The 17,991-nt window shown below is 68.6% G+C and carries 15 protein-coding genes and 2 pseudogenes; 6 read left to right on the forward strand and 11 right to left on the reverse strand.

Features of this window, described 5'->3' with window-relative positions; all coding sequences use genetic code 11:
• Positions 1-295 precede the first annotated feature (295 nt).
• The gene (locus M8I34_RS02510; protein WP_250047643.1) at positions 296-2,509 is read right to left on the reverse strand and encodes an MMPL family transporter; all 2,214 of its coding nucleotides are present in this window, start codon (positions 2,507-2,509) and stop codon (positions 296-298) included.
• A 363-nt stretch (positions 2,510-2,872) separates the two neighbouring features.
• On the opposite strand from M8I34_RS02510, the gene M8I34_RS02515 reads away from it, so the two are divergent.
• Positions 2,873-4,207: a sensor histidine kinase gene (locus M8I34_RS02515; protein ID WP_250047644.1), complete on the forward strand. Its 1,335-nt coding sequence runs from the start codon at positions 2,873-2,875 to the stop codon at positions 4,205-4,207.
• Positions 4,204-4,878 (forward strand): annotated as a pseudogene (locus tag M8I34_RS02520) (response regulator); the annotation flags it as partial. The gene M8I34_RS02515 and the pseudogene M8I34_RS02520, both read left to right, overlap by 4 nt.
• Before the next feature lie 240 nt (positions 4,879-5,118).
• On the opposite strand, the gene M8I34_RS02525 reads toward M8I34_RS02520, so the two are convergent.
• A complete protein-coding gene (locus tag M8I34_RS02525; RefSeq protein ID WP_250047645.1) occupies positions 5,119-5,436 on the reverse strand; it encodes a transcriptional regulator in 318 nt (105 codons plus the stop codon).
• Positions 5,423-5,995, reverse strand: coding sequence for a hypothetical protein (locus M8I34_RS02530; protein ID WP_250047646.1), 573 nt, complete (start codon positions 5,993-5,995; stop codon positions 5,423-5,425). Before M8I34_RS02530 ends, M8I34_RS02525 begins: the two co-directional genes overlap by 14 nt.
• A gap of 650 nt (positions 5,996-6,645) precedes the next feature.
• Here M8I34_RS02530 and M8I34_RS02535 point away from each other — a divergent pair.
• On the forward strand, positions 6,646-7,011 hold the full coding sequence (locus M8I34_RS02535; protein WP_308371816.1) for an RNHCP domain-containing protein: 366 nt from the start codon (positions 6,646-6,648) through the stop codon (positions 7,009-7,011).
• Between the two features lie 134 nt (positions 7,012-7,145).
• On the opposite strand, the gene M8I34_RS02540 is transcribed toward M8I34_RS02535, so the two are convergent.
• From M8I34_RS02540 to M8I34_RS02560, 6 genes are all read right to left on the reverse strand, one after another.
• Entirely contained in the window at positions 7,146-7,652 is a 507-nt protein-coding gene (locus tag M8I34_RS02540) for a hypothetical protein (RefSeq protein WP_250047647.1), read from the reverse strand.
• 368 nt (positions 7,653-8,020) lie between these two features.
• Positions 8,021-9,517, reverse strand: a complete 1,497-nt coding sequence (locus M8I34_RS02545) for an alpha/beta fold hydrolase (protein ID WP_250047648.1) — start codon at positions 9,515-9,517, stop codon at positions 8,021-8,023.
• 616 nt (positions 9,518-10,133) lie between these two features.
• On the reverse strand, positions 10,134-10,268 hold the full coding sequence (locus tag M8I34_RS41200) for a hypothetical protein (RefSeq protein ID WP_284049850.1): 135 nt from the start codon (positions 10,266-10,268) through the stop codon (positions 10,134-10,136).
• Positions 10,269-10,766: 498 nt separating this feature from the next.
• On the reverse strand, positions 10,767-11,426 hold the full coding sequence (locus M8I34_RS02550; protein WP_250047649.1) for a YceI family protein: 660 nt from the start codon (positions 11,424-11,426) through the stop codon (positions 10,767-10,769).
• 792 nt (positions 11,427-12,218) lie between these two features.
• Positions 12,219-13,037, reverse strand: a complete 819-nt coding sequence (locus M8I34_RS02555; RefSeq protein ID WP_250047650.1) for a tyrosinase family protein — start codon at positions 13,035-13,037, stop codon at positions 12,219-12,221.
• 41 nt (positions 13,038-13,078) lie between these two features.
• A complete protein-coding gene (locus M8I34_RS02560; protein ID WP_250047651.1) occupies positions 13,079-13,582 on the reverse strand; it encodes a tyrosinase cofactor in 504 nt (167 codons plus the stop codon).
• 819 nt (positions 13,583-14,401) lie between these two features.
• Here M8I34_RS02560 and M8I34_RS02565 point away from each other — a divergent pair.
• The gene (locus tag M8I34_RS02565) at positions 14,402-14,836 is read left to right on the forward strand and encodes a hypothetical protein (RefSeq protein WP_250047652.1); all 435 of its coding nucleotides are present in this window, start codon (positions 14,402-14,404) and stop codon (positions 14,834-14,836) included.
• 164 nt (positions 14,837-15,000) lie between these two features.
• On the opposite strand, the pseudogene M8I34_RS02570 reads toward M8I34_RS02565, so the two are convergent.
• Positions 15,001-15,473 (reverse strand): annotated as a pseudogene (locus M8I34_RS02570) (NUDIX hydrolase).
• A gap of 391 nt (positions 15,474-15,864) precedes the next feature.
• Between M8I34_RS02570 and M8I34_RS02575 the strand changes: the two are divergent.
• Both M8I34_RS02575 and M8I34_RS02580 read left to right on the forward strand, forming a co-directional pair.
• Positions 15,865-16,611: a class I SAM-dependent methyltransferase gene (locus M8I34_RS02575; protein WP_250047653.1), complete on the forward strand. Its 747-nt coding sequence runs from the start codon at positions 15,865-15,867 to the stop codon at positions 16,609-16,611.
• A complete protein-coding gene (locus tag M8I34_RS02580) occupies positions 16,608-17,138 on the forward strand; it encodes a DedA family protein (protein ID WP_250047654.1) in 531 nt (176 codons plus the stop codon). The genes M8I34_RS02575 and M8I34_RS02580 overlap by 4 nt, the downstream gene beginning before the upstream one ends.
• Before the next feature lie 148 nt (positions 17,139-17,286).
• On the opposite strand, the gene M8I34_RS02585 is transcribed toward M8I34_RS02580, so the two are convergent.
• Complete coding sequence (locus M8I34_RS02585) at positions 17,287-17,931, reverse strand: TetR/AcrR family transcriptional regulator (RefSeq protein ID WP_250047655.1); 645 nt, start codon at positions 17,929-17,931, stop codon at positions 17,287-17,289.
• Positions 17,932-17,991 lie beyond the last annotated feature (60 nt).

Consider the following 17,991-nt stretch of genomic DNA (forward strand, 5'->3'; position numbering starts at 1 on the left):
CAGGCCGGGCGCTCTTCGGCCTCGCCCCGAAGGAAGCCGTGTTCCCGCCCGGCCCACGAAGGTGCGGGGGAGGCGACGGCAGCTCGGACAACGGTCAGCAGCCGGCCGTCCATGCAGACATGGCAGACATGGCAGACAGGGCAGACAGGCAGACATCGCATGACGCGCCGGCCGCGGCTCCGCGATCGTCAATGACCGGCGGCAACGAGCGGACGCGCTCGTGTAGGTCAATACGAGGCCGCGCCGGCCACCGGCCAGTTGAAGTGCTCACTGGCCGGCTGAGCCGCTCCCTCCATCAGTACGCCGTGACCTGGTCGGGCTCCGGGGCGGGTGCGTGCGCTTGGTGCTGCGGGTGGCCGCCCGTGGTGGGTTTCGGGCGGAACGGCCACCAGATGCTCCGGCCGAGGAGTGCGGCAAGGGCGGGAACCAACACCAGCGAAAGGACGAGCGCGGAGAGCATGATGCCGAGCGCCATCGCGAAGGCGATTTGTTCGTTTCCCGGGGTCGTGGCGAGCGTGGCGAAGGAGCCGGCAAGGACCAGGCCGGCCGTCGCGATGGCCGGTGTCGTGTGCCGCACCGCACGGGAAACGGCGGTGCGGGCCGGGCCTGGTCGCTGCATCTCCTCCCGGATCCGGTCGGCGATCAGGATGTTGTAGTCGGTGCCCAGGGCCACGACGAACAGGAACAGCACCAGTGGGAGAGTGAAGTTGACACCCGGCTTGCCGAGGCCGTGCTGGAACAGCAGCGTGGCGGCGCCGAGGGTGGCGGCGAAGCCGAGTCCGACGGAGAGCAACAGGGCGACCGGTGCGAGCAGGCTGCGCAGGAGCAGCAGCAGGATCAGCGCGATCAGGGCGGCCGCGACCGGGAACACGATTTTCAGGTCGTGGTCGACGGCGGTGGAGATGTCGGCGAAGACCGCCGCCGTTCCGCCCACGTGTGCCGTCGTCCCGGCGGGCGTGTGCTGGGCGACCGCGTCCCGTATCGGTCCGGAGGCCAGGTCGCGGGCCTGCTGGCTCTGCGGGTCCGCGGTCGGGTAGAGGTCGATCCGGGCGGCACGACGGTCCTTGTTCAGGATGGTCTGCCCCACCTGACCCACGCCCTCGACCTGGGCGAGCGCATGGGAAAGGCCGTCGAGTCGGGCGGTGGTGAGGGGGCGGTCGCCGTCCGTGGCGGTGACGAAGACGCTCGTCGGGTCCGACACTCCGGCCGGCAGCGTGCGGAAGATCTCGGCAGCAGTGGCCGCGGCGGGTGTCCGGTCACCGGAGTCGCCCCGACCGTAGTCCATGCGGATGCCGATCAACCCGGCGGCCAGCGTGGCAAGCAGGGCGACGGAGGCCGTCAGCATCGTCAGCGGTCGTCGCGTGACCAGTGCGCCGAGGCGGGCGGCGCGCCCCTCACTCGGCTTGTGGCGCAGGGTTCGGGAGGGCCAGAACATCTTGCGCCCGGCGGCCGCGAGGAGCGCCGGCAGCAGGGTGAGGCTGCCGAGCAGCATCACCAGGACTGCGACGGCGATCGCGGGGCCCAGCGAGCGGAACTGCCCGAAGGTCGCGAGGCCCAGCGTGGCGAACGCGGCCACGATGGTCAGCGCCGCCGAGGTGATCGCGGTACCCACCCGGCCGGAGACCTGCTCGGCCGCCTCACGCGCGGACTGCTCGGGCCGGTTGCGCAGTTGCTCGCGGAAGCGGAAGAGCAGGAACAAGAGGTAGTCGATGCCGATGCCGAGCAGGACCACGTTGATCAGGTTCGGGGTGCTCGCGTCGAGCTTGCGCCCGGCCAGCATCGCGGCACCCGCGACGGTGCCGATCGCCACGCCGCCGATCATGGCGACCGCGAGCAGCGGTAGCAGGGCCGCCAGCGCACTTCGGAACACCAGCACGTTGAGCAGGACGATGAACCCCATGACGAGGGCGCCGCCGACCTTCGCGGCGGTCTCGTGGGCATCGGTGGTGTCGACGGTGTCGGCGAGGCCCCCAGTGAATCCGGTGCGCATCCCCGCCTCGGAGAACTGCGTCCGCGCAGCGTCCCGGAAAGCCCGGTAGACGCCCTGGACCCCCTTGTCCGAGGGATTCCCCGTCAGTTGGACGGAGAGCAGTTCGAAACTCCGGTCGGGCGCCGTCATCGCCGGGGCGACCCGGGGCGTCTGGGAGCGGTCCGGGACCAGGAACTGCGGGCCGTCGTCCTCCCTGGGCATGGTCACCCGGCGTTGGCCCAGCTTCGCCGCCTCGGCCTCGACCCGCTTCTGGTCGGCGGCGCTCAAGGCCCTGCCGTCGGACCGGGCAACCAGCACCGTCACGGTGGTGGCGTCGGGGTTCACCCCGAACTGCTCCTCGGCGATGTGCAACGCGGCGGCCGAGTCGTAGCTACGGGGCAGGAAGTCCCCGGTCTGGTGCTGAGTGACACGGGCGATCAGTGTCGGAGCCAGGGCGCTCAGTACGACACCCAGCACCGCCCAGAGAGCGATGACCTTCCACGGGTGTCTGGTGGAGTATCCGGTCAGGGCGCGGATCACGATGTCCTCCGGCGGACGGACTTGAATGCGACGTCTGCCGGGTGTTCCCGGCCGGTCTCCAGACCATCACTGCGAGGGGCCGCCGAGCGTCGTGGCAGCGGATGATCCGGACCGGGGCCCTGGGGCCCTCCCCGGCCCGCGAACAGGACCCTGGTCCTGGTCCGAGTCCTCGTTTCCAGTCCTGATCCTGGTCCTCGTTCTAGACCTGGTCCTGACCCTGCTCCTGGCCCTCCCGATCCAGGTCACGCCCGGGACAGTGGCCACGAACCGCTACCGCAACCGCTACGGCTACGGCTACGGCTACGGCCCGCTGTGCAACCCTGTCCCCGGGGGCCGGGAGGCCGGACACAGGGGGGAACAGGCATGCCCAGGAGCCGACACATCGGGCCCGACGGCGACCAGGAGCCGGTGGACATCGAGCCCGACGCTGACCAGGAATCGGTGGACGTCGGACCCGACGATGACCACGAGTCGGTGGACATCGGGCCCGACGATGACCACGAGTCGGTGGACATCGACAGCGCCGAGCCACCATGGACCCGTAACGACGCACTCGTGACCGGCGGCGCCTGTGCGCTGAACCTGCTCAGTTATGCGTTCTTCAACGACCCCGACGGCCGGCACCACGTGAGCGTGGCCGGGTTCCTGCTCGTCGCGCTGGCGGCCATGCCGCTGCTGGCCCGGCGCAGCCACCCGGTGGCGGCGCTCGCCGCCGCGCTGGCACTCGATGCGACGGCCGCCCTGACCGTACCGCTGCCCAGCCACTTCGGTGCCGTCCTGGTGGTCGCCCTGTACTCGGTCGCCAGGGCCTGCCCCGGTCGGGTGACGGCGGTCGCGGCCGCCGCGACGGTGTCGCTGACGCTGCTGAGCCAGAGCAACGGCCGGATTCCGCCCTGGCAGGAGACCATCACCCCGCCCCTCACCACCCTGATCGTCGTCGGCACCGCCCTGGCGATCAACCGCTGGCAGCAGGAGGTGGCGGCCAACCGCAGACTCCTCGCCGACCGTGCCGTGGCCGACGAACGCCGCCGCATCGCACGGGAGTTGCACGACATCGTGGCCCATCACATCACCACCATGCAGCTGATGGCCGGCGGAGCCCGGGCCAACCTCGCCCAACCGGAGGTGGTCCGAGACGCCCTGGTCACCCTGGAGTCCTCCGGGCGGCTCGCGCTGCGCGAGATGCGCCAACTCCTCGACGTACTGCGGGGCGACGACGAACCGGAGGCCGCGCCGTCGCTGCCCCAGCCCGGCGTCGACGGCCTCGACCGCCTGGTCGCCGAGTCCCGCCTCGCCGGACTGCCGACCGAGTTCAGCGTTCGCGGACCGCAGCGCCCGCTGCCGCCCACCGTCGGCCTCACGGTGTTCCGGATCGCCCAGGAGGCCCTCACCAACACCCGCAAGTACGCGGGGGACGCGGGGGACGCCCGCGCGTCCCTACAGCTGACGTACCACCAGGACCGGGTCGTCATCGAGGTGCGGGACGACGGCGGAGGCACACCACCGCAGGAGGGGACATCGGCGGCGGGCTCAGGCGGATACGGTCTGATCGGCATGCGCGAACGTGTCGCCCTGCACGGCGGCACCCTCACCGTCGGCCCGCAGACCGACGGGGGGTTCGCCGTGAGGGCCGAGCTGCCACTCACCACGGACGAGACGGCCGAGGCCACCGTCCAGCACGAGGGAGCGCGCCGATGACCGGAACCGGGCCGACCCGACCGAGGATCAGGGTGCTCATCGCGGACGACCAGCCGCTGGTCCGGCGCGGCCTGTCGCTGATCCTCTCCCCCGACCCGTCCCTCGAGGTGGTGGGAGAGGCCGAGAACGGCGCGCAGGCGGTCACCCTCGCCCGCCAACTGCGCCCCGACGTAGTGGTGATGGACATCCGGATGCCCGTCCTCGACGGAGTCGGCGCGACCGGGGAACTCGCCGCCACCGTGCCCGGCTGCCGGGTCCTGGCCCTCAGCACCTTCGACCTCGACGAGTACGTCGTGGGCGCCCTGCGCGCCGGAGCCTACGGGTTCCTGCCCAAGGACAGCTCCCCGGAGGACCTGAGCGCCGCGATCCACACCGTCCACGCCGGAGAGGCCGCCGTCGCGCCGCGCCTGCTCACCCGGCTGATCTCCACCTACGTACGGACACCCCACGGTGCACCGCCGGCCCCCACCGGCCTGGGTGAACTCACCCCCCGCGAGGTCGAGGTGTGGCATCTGATGGCCACCGGCCTCGACAACACCGAGATCTCCCGCGCCCTGGACATCAGCCTCTCCACGGTCAAGAACTACATCACCAGCATCTTCGACAAGCTCGCCGTCCGCGACCGCGCCCAGGCGGTCATCGCGGCCTACGAATCGGGCCTGGTCACTGCCCGCACGGCAGCCGGGGATCCGCCCGGCTACGGGCACAGCGAACCCAACTCCCCTCGCCCTGTACCCAGTCGCCCTGCACCCAGATCGTCACGGCGCGAGACGAGACCCCGACCCCGGTTCTGAAACACGACGTAGATGAAGACGTAGATGAATAAGTCCGATGCCCTCAGTGGTCATAGGCGATCAGGGAGCGTTTGACCACTGCGGACATCGGACGCATCCATCCAGGCGCCGTACCCGCTAGGCGCCGTCCCCGCTCGCCGTGCGCCGTGACTCCTCGACGATCCGCTGTAGAGCCGCCGCGTGTGCCTCCAGCGCTGCCCGCCCGCCCTCGCTGAGGTTCACCCAGGTGCGGGGGCGCTTGCCGACGTACCCCTTGCGCACCTCGACGTACCCGTGCGATTCCAGCGTGCTGACCTGTTTGGACAACGCGGAGGGGGACAGTCCCGCCGACTCCTTCACCCAGCCGAACTCGGCCCACTGTACGCCCGCGAGCAACGACACGATCGTCAGCCGGGTGGGGTCAAGGAGTACCGGGTCGAAGTCAGTGTGTGCCATCGAGGGCGCTCTCCCCTGCGCGACGGCCGCCGCGTACGGCGACCGAGAGCAGCGCCTGCTGGCAGCGCGGCCCGAACAGGGCCAGGGCGCCGCCGCCCACCGCGCCCACCGCGGTCCGCCAGTACGGCACGTCGAGGTGCCAGTGCGGTTGCAGCAGCTGGATGGCGAAGCCGGCCAGGAGCACGGCAAGCAGCGTGAACAGTGCGTAACGGCGGAAGCGCCCGGAAATCTCCTGCCTGCGCGGCCGGACGGGCTGGCCCAGTAGAGCCGAGCCGCTGCGGGTGTTGAGCAGCGCGACATAACCGACGGCGAGTATCCCGAAAGCCACCGAGGTCCAGCCGGCCGCTCCCTGTCCGAGGAAGTCGGGGGCTGCGAAGAGCGCAAAGAACACTACGGCGAACAGCACATACACCCAACGGGAGTTGATGGCCGAGCTGTGCGCCTGGTTCCGGCGCCGGTCGATGTCCTTCAGCGCGCGGGCTGCTTCGTCTGCCGGGGGGCGAGAGCCGTCGAGGCGGTCAAGGCCGTCGGGGCCGGATGACGAGGGCGTGGATGACATGACTGTCTCCTCGGAGTATTAGTTGCCTCAGCAGAATCAGTTTCCTGAGAGGAAACTAGTTTCCCATGCCCGGGCCTGTCAACGGGGCGTCAGATCCTCAGGCCTCGGTGCTACCACCAGTACTCCACCACCGTGTGCATCACCTGCTTCAGGAAGCGGAGGAACCCGCTGGTCTCGCGGGCCTCTCGCTCCTCCCCCACTTGCGGAAGCCGCCTGACCAGCGATTTTTCAGACGGCGTCCGGCTCCCGAATATGATGGAGGGAGTCTCCGCAGCCCACCCACATGACATGCGGCGGAGGCTCGGAAGATCAAGGAGGTGGCGTGATCACGATGAAGCATGCCGCTGCTGGTGCTGTCTGACGGGGGACGACGCCGACGGCAGTGAGACTGGATGGACACCTACCGGCGGCACGTGGAAAACCCGCGTGACAGTGGCTGGGACAACTACCCAAACCCAGTCGTGGTCCGGATCCGGAGCTGCAAGCGCACTCTGGTAAAGCTGGAGCCGGAAGTAATCGCCCGCCCCGAGCGGCGGTGAACCGCGTCACTCCCCAGTCAAGCCTGCGACCCCTGCTTCGGCAGGGGGAGAACGAACGGAACCCTGCGCCTCCGAGTTGAAGATCCCTTCGACTCGCTGAGGAGCAGCACCATCAGCAGAACAACCGAAAATACCGGCTTCACCTGCGGAAACTGCGGGAAGATAGTCGCGGCGCTGGCCAACGGAAGCTACCGCAACCACTGCCCGCGCTGTCTGCATTCGCTGCACGTGGACGTCTCGCCCGGAGACCGTGCCAACGACTGTCAGGCGCTGATGCGCCCGGTGGCCGTCGCGCATCACTCCGCCAAGGGCTACATGATCGTCCACCAATGCACCGGTTGCGGCACCCGCGGCCGCAACCGCATGGCCGACGACCCGCACCAGGGCGACGACCTCGATACCGTCATCGCACTGATGCACAGGGCCATCGGGCATCACGAAGCCGGACACACAAACCGGCGTCGGACACTCCTCTGACGCCCCGGCGGCTCCCGCTCGCAGCGGGAGCCGCTTCCCTATGTCTCACTGGGTCTGCACTCAATCCGGGGCCCGAAACCACCCCGACCTGGCGGTGTGCCTGAACTCCGCGTGCGTCAGCAACTCCAAGTGCGTCAGCCCAGCGCGTAGGCCCGCTGATGCGGACCAGGGGAACCGAAGCTCAGCCCGTTCTCATCGAGAGCATTGAAGACGGTTGCCCGATTCACCTCGAAGTCGAAGCTCACGTCAACCCTCCCCTGAGCCACATCCCTGCCGGTCCATTCGAGCAGTTCGACCCCCTTGAGGGACAGACTCCGCAGAGCATCCAACTCGGCAAGAGGCTCAGGACGCCATCGCAGGTCGAAGCCGGGCCAACGCACCGGACGGCCGATGTCGATCGTGTTCCACGTAAGGGAAAGATCGTCGAACTTCTGATGGTTGACCTCGACCTGCTCGCCATCGAAGTCGAACAGCACGGGACAGTCACAGAACCACTCGTCATCCTCTACGTCCCAGACCATCCAGACTCCTGTCAGAGTCCGGCCGGCAAGACCACGCAGGCGATGCCCGTGCTCCCGCACAACCTCTCTACGGCCGTGCAACCACACCGGTTGATATCCGTCGATGCCGAAATCGAACATTGAGCCATCTTGCCAGCCAGCACTGCCGCAGGTGTCGTCTCGCTGTAGGTCCAGGACCGCGTCGGGAAGGTGGCGTGGAGGAGCCGGCCGCGCAGGTTGTAGTGGTACTGCGCGGCCGAAGAGGTTGTAGTGGTGCTGCGCGGCGGGGCACGGCGATGACGGGACGGCCCCGCCCGGACATCACTCGGATGTCCGGGCGAGGCCGGCGTCTGGGCCCGGGCCAGGTCGGGCCGGGCCGGGTCGTGGCACGTACCGCCCGTCCTCAATGCCTGGAGCTGGGGCAGGACACGCGGGGTGTCGAAGTGCCCGCGGGAGGGGGCTCGTTCATGCGGGCGTAGTCCCGTTGGGGTGGAGGGGCACCCAGGGAGTCAGTTGGTGCAGGTGGTGCCCGGGGCGGGCAGGATGCGGTCGGTCAGGTAGCGGTTGGTCGCCTCACGGACGCACGGGGACAGCAGGAACATGCTGTAGTCATCGCCCTCGCGGCTGAGTACGACGCTGCCGGGCAGCTGGGCCGCCATGACTGAGCCCGCCGCGTGGGGAGCCAGGGCCTGGTGCGTGGACTGGAGGACCAGCGCGGGCGGTGCCCCGGAGATCAGGCGGCCGGCCTGCACGGGCTTGGCGGGAACCGGCCATCCGAGGCAGCCGACGAGCGCGGTCCAGGAGCGCACCGCGCCGCCGAGGTGCGGTGCGCGTGCGGCGAGCGACTTGTGCAGTCGGTCGGCCTGTTCGAAGGTACTGACCGGACGGGCGTTGTCCAGGCAGGCGGGCACCAGGACCTGCACCGGATCGAGGGTGCCATCGGGGTCGACGGTGAAGTCGGTGGCGTCGCCCGCCTGCGCCTTGACGATCGCCTCGGCCAGGGCGGGCCAGGTGACGCTCGCGATGTTCAGGTAGTCCTGGGTGGCACCGCGGATGTCCTCACCGGTCAGCGGGCGGTGTGTGCCGCCGGCGACGGGGACGGGGGTGCGGTCCGCGCGGGCGACGAGGGCGTCGTACTCGGCAGCGACGTCATGTCCTTTCAGGGCACACTTCGCCGAGTGGGTGCACCAGGCGGCGAACCGGTTGAAGGCCTCCTCGGCGCCGGTGGTCTCCTTGACGATCCGGGTGAGGGGCGAAGTGGTGTCGTCCAGCGCGGTGTCGAGGGTCATCGTGCGCAACCGGCCGGGAAAGAGGGCCGCGTAGGTGCGTCCGAGCAGGGTGCTGTAGTGGATGCCGTACCAGTTGAGCCGGCGGACGCCGAGCCCGGTGCGGACCGCTTCGATGTCACGGGCCGTGCTGGTCAGGTCGACATGGGCCACCAGCGGTCCGTTGCGGCGCAGGCAGTCCCTGGCGAAGGTGCGGTTGTGGGCCACGAGCTTGTCGAACGCGGCCCGGTTCTTCGGGAAGTAGCTGACCCCGGCGGGCTTGAGCGGCTCGGAGCAGCGGATGGGGGTGCTATGGCCGACCCCTCGCGGGTCGACCGCAACGATGTCGAACCGCTGGGTCATGGCACCGGCGATGTCGGGAAAACCGTTGCGTGTCGCCAGCCTCAGCTGCTCGATCGAGGAGCCACCGGCTCCGTCGTTGAGGAGCAAGGTGCCCTGACGGCGTGCCGGGTCGTCTGCCTTGCGGCGGACCAGGGCCAGATCGAGCTGCGCGGCTCGCGGCTTGGACCAGTCCACCGGCACCCGCATCGTGCCGCACTGCATGCCCGGGAACCCGGCGTCGTTGCACGGATGCCACGTGATGTGGCCCGTCGGGGCCTGTGGGGCGGTACGGCCGGGCGCGGCGACCACCGGCGTGGCAAGCACCGGCGTGGCCAGTACCACCCCGGCCGTCAGTATGGCGGTGAGCGTCCGCCGAAGTTGTCTCATCACTCTGCTCATGACGGTTCTCCTTGAAGGGCGCGGGCCGGCGCTGCCGGTGCGGTCGGGATGTGCGGGGAGGGTGATGGGTGGACGGAATTGACGCCCGCGCAGGGCGTCGGTCGCGTCGTGGTGGCGGCGGAGGCCGTACCGATGACGTGCGCCCAAGCTGGCGGGCCTGCTGGACAAGTGGCGGCCGTGGCCCCTGCGTTGCCCGGCGTACGACGCACCGGCCGCCTGCCCGCGGACCACGGGCTCCCCCGCACTGGGCCCAGGCACCGAGCCGTATGGCAGTACCGCGCTTCCGGCCCCGCCTTGCCGGGCAGACCGAGCTCGACGCGCTCATCGGGACCCACCAGAACCTCTTCCGCTATGCATCAACACTCTTGTTATGGGGTGTAACTGCGCTCAGCTTGAGGTGCACCGACACCATCCGTCAAGGGAGTGGCGCATGATTTATTACAGGCACTTCTGATAGCGATAGGGCATAACAGGCCGGGCAGGAAGGGATGGTGGCCATGACGGAGCACGCAAGGAGTCCCGTCCCGAGCCACCGCCACGGACGGCGTCGACCTCGCGGACCTCGCACACGCACTGCGTCGCTGGGCGTTCGACTCCCCCAGCGGCATCTACTCGCCTACGGCACGCCCGTGCTCCGCTGCCGCGCCCCGGAGGACATCACCGCGAACACCGCGATCAGCGGAACCACCACAATCACCGCGGAGATCGTGTCGACGCCCCTCGGCACCTTCGCGGCCGCGTCAGCGGACACCGCCGAAACGGCATGGGGCGCGTACCTCGAGGAGCAGGGGCAATGGGTTGTGCGCAGCCGAACTGAACAACCTGCTGGCCGACTGCCCAGCAGTTGACGCAAGACCGCGGGCAGGACAACGCGCTCTTGGCGCCGACGTCACTCCTCGCGTCGCGTCCGTGCGCCACGCACATACGGCACCGGACTCGGCGACGGCGGCTGCACGGGAGTGGTCGAGGGCGGCTGTCAGTACCGGTGAAGCGGATGTTGCGCGCTAGTGGTCGTGCATTGACATCAAGAAACTCGGCCGCCTCCCCGACGACGGCGGTCGCCAGACCCTCGGCCGCGCGGCGACAGCCCGAATGGCATGTTGCTTCCGATCTCACGACAGCGTGCCGTGAGCGGGGTGCACGTCAGGCCAGTTCCGTGTGACGGCACGCAGCTCGCCTCGTCGAGGGCGTAGGCGTGGGCGTAGGCGTAGGCGTAGGCGTACGGAATGCAGGGGGCATCCCGGGGCAACTACGCCAGGGGCACGGACCGGATCGCGGAGATATCGAACTGCAAGCGAACTTTCTCGCTCACCATGGCGCCGCCCGCTTCCAGACGTTGGTTGTAGACCAAGCCCCAATCGGTGCGGTCGATGGTGGTGGTGCCGTCAAAGCCGGCCCGCTCATAGCCGAACGGGTCCAAGACCGAGCCGAGGTAGTCGAGTTGCAGCTCGACCGGCCGGGTGATGCCGCGGATGGTCAGATCCCCTGTCATGCGGAAGCTCTCTGCGCCCTCGTGGATCGTGGAGGTGCTGCGGAAGACCATCTCCGGGTAGCGGTGCGCGTCGAAGAAGTCGGTGCCGATGAGGTGTGCGTCCCGCTGTTCTACGCCCGTGTCGACACTGGCGACCCGAATGACGAGTTCGGCCCGGGACTGGGAGGGCCGGGCTCCGTCGAAATACAGCGTGCTGTCGTAATCGGCAAAAGCACCCCGCACCGTCGTGACCATCGCGTGCCGCACGGAGAATCCGATGCGGCTATGCGGGCGGTCGATGGTCCATTGCCCCGTCAGCGCACGAAGTGCGGGGTCGAGCGCGACTCCGGTGGCGTCGGCCGCCGGGAAAGGCGTACGGGGGCCAACAGCCTGCGTCGGCTGGACAGTCGCGCTCTGACGACGGCTGAAGATACCCATGCGGTCGTAGCCTTCCTCGAATTGGATTACTCCGTGCTATCACGGCATAGGCAGGCGCTACCCAGCGAGATGGGCAGCCTCGTCCGGATTCCATGCCCCCGACCGCAAAGATGCACAGGATCGACACGAATATGGGGTGCACTGACGGACAGTCCATGACGACAGTCCATGGCGACAGTCCACGACCCGCAGGATGTCCTTGTGCTCCCAGCGCCGCTCGATTCTCGCGAGGACGCTCAGGCCGCGAGCCGCGTACTGGAAGGGCGCCGCAGTCGGCAGTGCGGTGGTCGATACGTCACAGCTTCTAATCGGGCAGGTCGGCCGACCCCGCCACAACGCCCCGGTCGGCGTCGGGGCCGGGGTCGGGGTCGGGGTCGGGGTCGAGGCCACAGCTAACAACGTGGAACTGGCCTACTCGTCGACTCGCCGAGCAACGGCTCGCGCTGATGACTCACGCCTACGCCGACGCCGACGAGGAGCCGGCCTGGGCGGTATCCGTGTCGGTGGAACCCACGATCGTGTGGGGTTCACCGACACGCGGCCGGGGCCCGCGATAAGGGGCCCCGGCCGGAGAGTCGGCCGACCACGCGATCGGCCGGTCCCGCGGCGGGCTGACCACGAAGATCCGCCTCGCTGAAGACGCGCCCGCTACAGATGCCCGCCGCCGGCCCCTCGCGTTCGTTCTGACCGCGGGCAGGCCGGCGACGCACCCGCTTTCACGGACGTGATGTCCGCTTGCGCGTTCCCCGCCGCCGCGGAAGGCCGCGGAGCCGAGTGGATGTCATGCACCTGTCATGCATACCTGTAGAACTTGGTGTGGTCCAGCAGGTCCGCCGGCGTGACGTCGTTCCATGGCTTCATGGTGTCGTGGAGGTCGACGACGTCGGGAGTGTTGCCGGTCGGGAGATAGCCCGACTTGGGGTGCAGGCGCTGCCATTCGGCCCAGAGCTTGTCGATGAAACAGTGGTGCAGCCAGAAGACGGGGTCGTTGGGCGAGGCACCCGTGGTCATCTGCCCACCGACCCAGACGTGCACCCGGTTGTGCAGGTTCGGTCCGCGCCAGCCCTCGACGTTGTTGCGGAAGCCGTCGGAGGAGCTGTTCCAGGGGGCGGCGTCGTAGACGGTCATGGCGAGCACCCGGTCGACCTCGGCCCGGGTCGGCAGTTCGCGGACCCCGGTGCCGAGCGAGCGGCGCAGGAACGTCCGGCCGTCGACGCGTATGTTCATCGGCCACTTGCCGTTGCCGAAGGCGAACGGCCCCGAGGGCACCCGGCCGTCACCGCTGCGCCCGTCGCCACCGAGGAAGTCCTCGGCCCACAGGGAGCTGCGGGGGCTGCGGTCGACGGTCCAGTCCCAGTAGGGCAACGTGACCGACGGGGTGATGCTCTGTAGGGCTTCTTCGAACTGGAGCAGGAACCTGCGGTGCCAGGGGAGGAACGACGGGGACCGGTGACCGGTCCGCTCTCCATTGTCGGTGTCACCGATGATGAAGGCGTTGTGGGTGCTGATGAACTCGTCGTAGCGGCCGCTGCGCTTGAGTTCCAGCACCGCATCGACGAAGTTCCGCTTCTCGGTGGCGGTGAGGTCCGCCTGGTTCTTCCGGACTGCCATGTCGAGGACTCCTCGGTGGGGGGACGGTCAGGGGCCAGGCCTCAGCCGGTGACGACGGGGACCAGGTCAGCGCCCTGGAGTTCACGAACGGCGGCGCGCGCCAGGGCGCGTGGCGTGGTGAACGTCTCGTAGTGGTTCACCAGGCTGATCCAGGTGCCGTCCGCGTTCCGCATCACATGGAGGTCGTCGTTGTCGATGCGGACGACGAAGTCCATGCCGTCGTGAGGTCCGGCCTGGCCAGCCCGGGGATGTGCCCGGCTTCCGTGACTTCCGTGGCTTGCCTCGCTTGCGCGGCCTGCGTGGCCTCCGTTCTCCGGCGCGTCTTCGTCCGCCGGCCAGCCCTCGATATGGCGGCCCTGGTAGACCTCGTCGAAGGGCTCCGGCATCTCGTGACCCCCGGGAGCCTGGTGGCCTTCCGAGTGACCGTGGCCGGCGACGGGACGGGCGGCGGCGGTGTCGGATAAGGCGACCGGCGCGGCGAGCACCGCTCCGGCCAGGGTCGCGGCGCTGCCGTGCAGCACCTGGCGTCGGGTGGGACGCGACATGTTCCACTCCTCTGTTTGTTCGTCTCGGCTCCCCCCTCCACGTCAGAACCGCACAAGAGGGGTTCTTCGAGCCGGCGCGCCGAAGGTCGGCCCGCGCCGCCACATGCTGGCAGGGACGAGCGGATCATCAAGTTCCACCGGCGGATCAGGCAACGAACGAGACAACACCCCAGAGGAGGTGCAGAGTTCAACGGCGGTGATCGTGCTCGCGCCCCGCCGCACCTGTGCGCGGAACCGGATATTCCGTGATGTGGAGCGTTCTCAGCCGCAGATCCTTCTCTCCGACGTCCAAAACCGTGAGACGCCCCACGGCCGGAACTCGGCGCGAATGCAAGGGGCTTGAGATGCGGGGTGTTTGCGGCTCGGGCTTCCGCGCCGTGCGTGCGTGCCTGCGTGCCTGCGTGCCTGCGTGCGGGGTGACGTGAGTGAATGCCTGGCGCTGATCCCTCCAACCAGCCCCTCCAACCCGCCCCTGCAACCCGCCCCTCCAACCGACCGCTGCCCTCTGCTTGGTGACGCCGGAACTACCGGCCGGGACTTCGAACTGCGCCTCTGAAGCTGCCCGACTCCGCCCACCGCCCGGGCGCTCTGCGCATCGAGGACACCGACACCCGTACGGAAAAGTGACCGCCCGACCTCGATGTTTCGCGCCGCCGCCGGCCATTCCGAACGGGAGCGTAGGGCGTTTCGTTGGAGGACGACCCCGTCTGCGCCGCAATGACCGGTTCTCGCCTGTCCGGGAACAGCCGCTACTGCGAGGCTCATGGCTCGCACTAGCACCCATGCCGCATAAATGCCCCTTTATGGGAAGGAACCCTCATGCGTGCCAGACTCACCACGGCTGCCGTGGCGCTCGCCGTCGCCCTGGGTGGTATCACCCTCGCCCCTTCCGCGCAGGCCGCGACGGCGCACCGGCCTTCCGCAGCACCGCTTGCCGCGGCGGCGGCCGCCGACTTCAACGTGGGGGGTATCTGGACCATCTATCAGAGCAACTCGGCCAACGCGACGCTCTCCGTGGCTCAGGACGCCCAGGGGAACCTCACCGGCATAGCCAGAACGGGAAGTTCGACGACGGGCACCATCGAGCAGGGGTTCGTGGACGGCACCTCCCTCTACTTCGTCATCGCCTGGAGCGACGGCGCAAGGGGCCGTTACATCGGCTCCCGCGGCTCCGACGGCCGCCTCAGCGGAGTCACCACCGACCTGGCCCATCCCGCCAGTCAGGCGACGTGGTACACCACCTGGACGTTCTGACCTCAACCTCCCCCTAGGGGTATCGCCCAGCGTCGCTGTGGGCTTCACCGGCTCCCTCGCTCCGCTCCGGCCGCGGGGGCGAATACGCAGCAGGTCCCCGGAACGTGGTTCCGGGGACCTGCTGTTTCGCCGACCGGCAGGTCAAGCAGACGTTGGTGGTTGCCTCAGTGCTGGATCAGGCCGCCGACCGGGACGGGAGCGATGTGGCCGGTTACCGGAAGGGTCTGCGCCAGGGCGAGGCCGGTGTCGACCAGCGATGACCGGCGCAGGCCGGCGACATCGGAGATCGGAGTCCAGACACACTCGACGACTTCACCATTCGGCTCAGGCCGGAGTTGGCCGCCGGTGATGCGGACCCGGTAGAAGATGCCGAGATTCTGGTGTTCCGGTCCGCCGGGAACGGTGCGTTCGGCTGCGGGGATGATCCTTGAGTCCACGCCCAGCAGGCGCTCGACCACCGCGTCGCAGCCGCTCTCCTCGGCGACCTCTCGGATCACTGCATCGAACGGATCCTCCGCATGCTCGACCCTGCCGCCCGGAAGAGTCCAGTTGGCCTCGCCCTTCGGCGGTACGTGAAGGCGAGCAGCACCCGCCCGTCCTCGATGCACACGGCGTACGCCGCCAGCCGGAAACTCATCCCCATACCTCCCCCTCCTCGGACGCTATCTCAACGTCGACGGCCACCTCGTGGAACGGCCCGAGGCCGCCGCAGCGTAACCGCAGCACCGCCACGACACAGTCGACGAACTCATCCACCTACTGATCACGATCCACAAGCCGGCCGGACAAGTCCTGGTCGGGCGACAGGTCGCCGCCGAGTCCGAGGACGCGTTCCGCGAAGCTGATCACCCCGAGACGAACCGCCTAGGTCCCAGGGTGGGCGGCCGTCCCTCCAGAGGATGACACCGGGGCCATGGGTGGCACTTCAGGACAGTCCGGCTTTGGGTCCCTGTGGGGGAGGACGGCATTGACCTGGGCGTTCAAGGATGGGGATGTCGAATCCTCCGTCCCTTTTCCCAGGAGCCCCCATGTCCTACACGGCAGCCGATACGGATTCCCCGACCCATAGCCGGGGCCGGGGTCGGCGTGCGACAGAGGGGTGGGACTTCTTGGTTGAATCGGTACGGAACCATCGCACCGTCGGTTCCATCGCCCCCAGCGGCAAGTCGCTGGCCAACCTGCTGACCGACCCGTTGCTGGAACGTGCGCCGCGGATGTCGAACGTCCTGGAAGTGGGCGCGGGTACCGGCTCGGTCACACGCGTTCTGCTCTCCCGGATGCCGCAGGGAAGCCAACTGGACATCGTGGAAGCCAACGCGCATTTTGCCGCACACCTGCGTCGCCTGGTTCACGGCTACCCGAACCTGCTGGAAAAGCAGGAGCAAGTGCGCGTCCACAACATATTTGTCGAACAGCTCACCACCGACCGCCGTTATGACGTGATCGTCTCCGGCCTGCCGTTCGCCAACTTCTCGCCCCGGCAGGTTGAGGAAATCATGGATCGCTACTTGGATCTGCTCCGCCCCGGGGGCACTCTCACCTACTTTTCCTATTGCGGCAGTCGCTGGGTCCGCACCTTACTGACATCCCGCCCAGAGGCCCGCCGTCAGCTCGACGTCAAAGGTCTGTTGCACCACTACCACAACCAGTACGCGGTCGGCTGTTGGACCGTATGGGGAAATCTGCCGCCCGCGCAGGTGTGGCAACTGCGCCGGCCCATGGATGCGGTCCACGCCTCCGGCGCGTTGACTGTCCAGCCAGATATTTCGCGATGAATACCCTCAGCGGTCTGCTCAGCCAGATTCCCCCTGCCACCGCCTATACGGTGCTGGGCGCAGCAATCATTGCGGAATCCGTTTTGCTGGTGGGTGCCCTCGTTCCCACTCTCGCTCTCATGCTCACCGCGGGAGCCTTGGCCCGTGCCGGCAGCATGAACCTGATGTGGGTCATCGCAGTCGCCGCCGGCGCTGTCGTGATCGGGGACGCTCTTGGCCATCGAACCGGTCATGTGCTGGGCAAGCGCCTACGTACCGGGAAGCTCGGCCGCCGCATTCCTGCCTCGGCGTGGCAGCGAGTGGAGACCCTCATGAACAAGCGCGCCGGACAAACCCTTCTGGTCTTCCGCTTTGTGCCTGTGCTGCGGACCCTTGCCCCGCACATGGCGGGCGTCGCCGGCCTGCCGTACCGTCATATCGCCCCGTACAGTGCCCTGGCCTCGGTCACCTGGGCGAGCGTGGAAAGCGGCGCGGGCTACACAGCAGCCTTCTCCCTCCAGCACGTCTCCGCGATCGGAGCCCCGTAGCCGCACGCACGCCCATGCCGACCACAAGCAGGGGGCGGACCTCCAGCGACACATCGGCCAACCCGCCAGGCCGGCATTCACGGGGGCCTCGTCGGCCCCCCGCCAGGCCGGCGCCCCGCTCCCCCGACCTCGATCGCTCACCAAGTCGTCAGCTCTGCTGCGGTCCGCTGCACGGCTCACCCGTGAGGTAGCGGGTGAGCATGGTGACCAGTTCGCTCTCCAGGCGGGCGGGGTCGAGGGGGTCGGGGGCGGCGATGAGCTGGTGGACGACCAGCTCGACCGTGGAGACGACGAGCCGGGCGGCGACCTCCCCGTCCGCGACCCGGGCCTCCGGGTGATTCTCGATCAGCTCGCGGGCGAAGACGGTCAGTGCCTGGTGGTACTGGGACACCTTCTCGAGCAACTCGTGGGAGCGCGGTGCCTGTTCGATCATGACGCGGAGGAGCTGGGGGTCGTCCCGATGGTTCTCGATCGTGAGGCGCACGTAACGGCGGATGACCTCGTCGAGGGAGTCGGGGGCCTCGTCGTCATGACCGCGTGTCATGGCGCTCATTCCGGCGTCGAGGTGCCGGGTCAGCAGCTCGACGAGGATGGCGTCCTTGTTCGGGTAGTACTGGTACAGCGAGCCGATGGAGATCCGCGCCCGCTCGGCGATCCGGTTGGTGGTCCCTGCGGCATGGCCGTACTCGGCAAAAACGTGAGCAGCGGCGGCGAGGATCCGCTGCCGGGTGAGCTCGGCCCGTGCCTGACGGGGCTGTTTACGTGGCTGAAGTCCGCGACGTCCCGACGTCATGACACCTCCTGGACAGCGCTGCGAATGCGAGTAGCGCAGGACCTGAGTAATTGCTCACAA

Origin of the sequence: Streptomyces sp. MCA2 (assembly GCF_023544705.1) — a bacterium.
Lineage (GTDB): Bacteria > Actinomycetota > Actinomycetes > Streptomycetales > Streptomycetaceae > Streptomyces > Streptomyces decoyicus.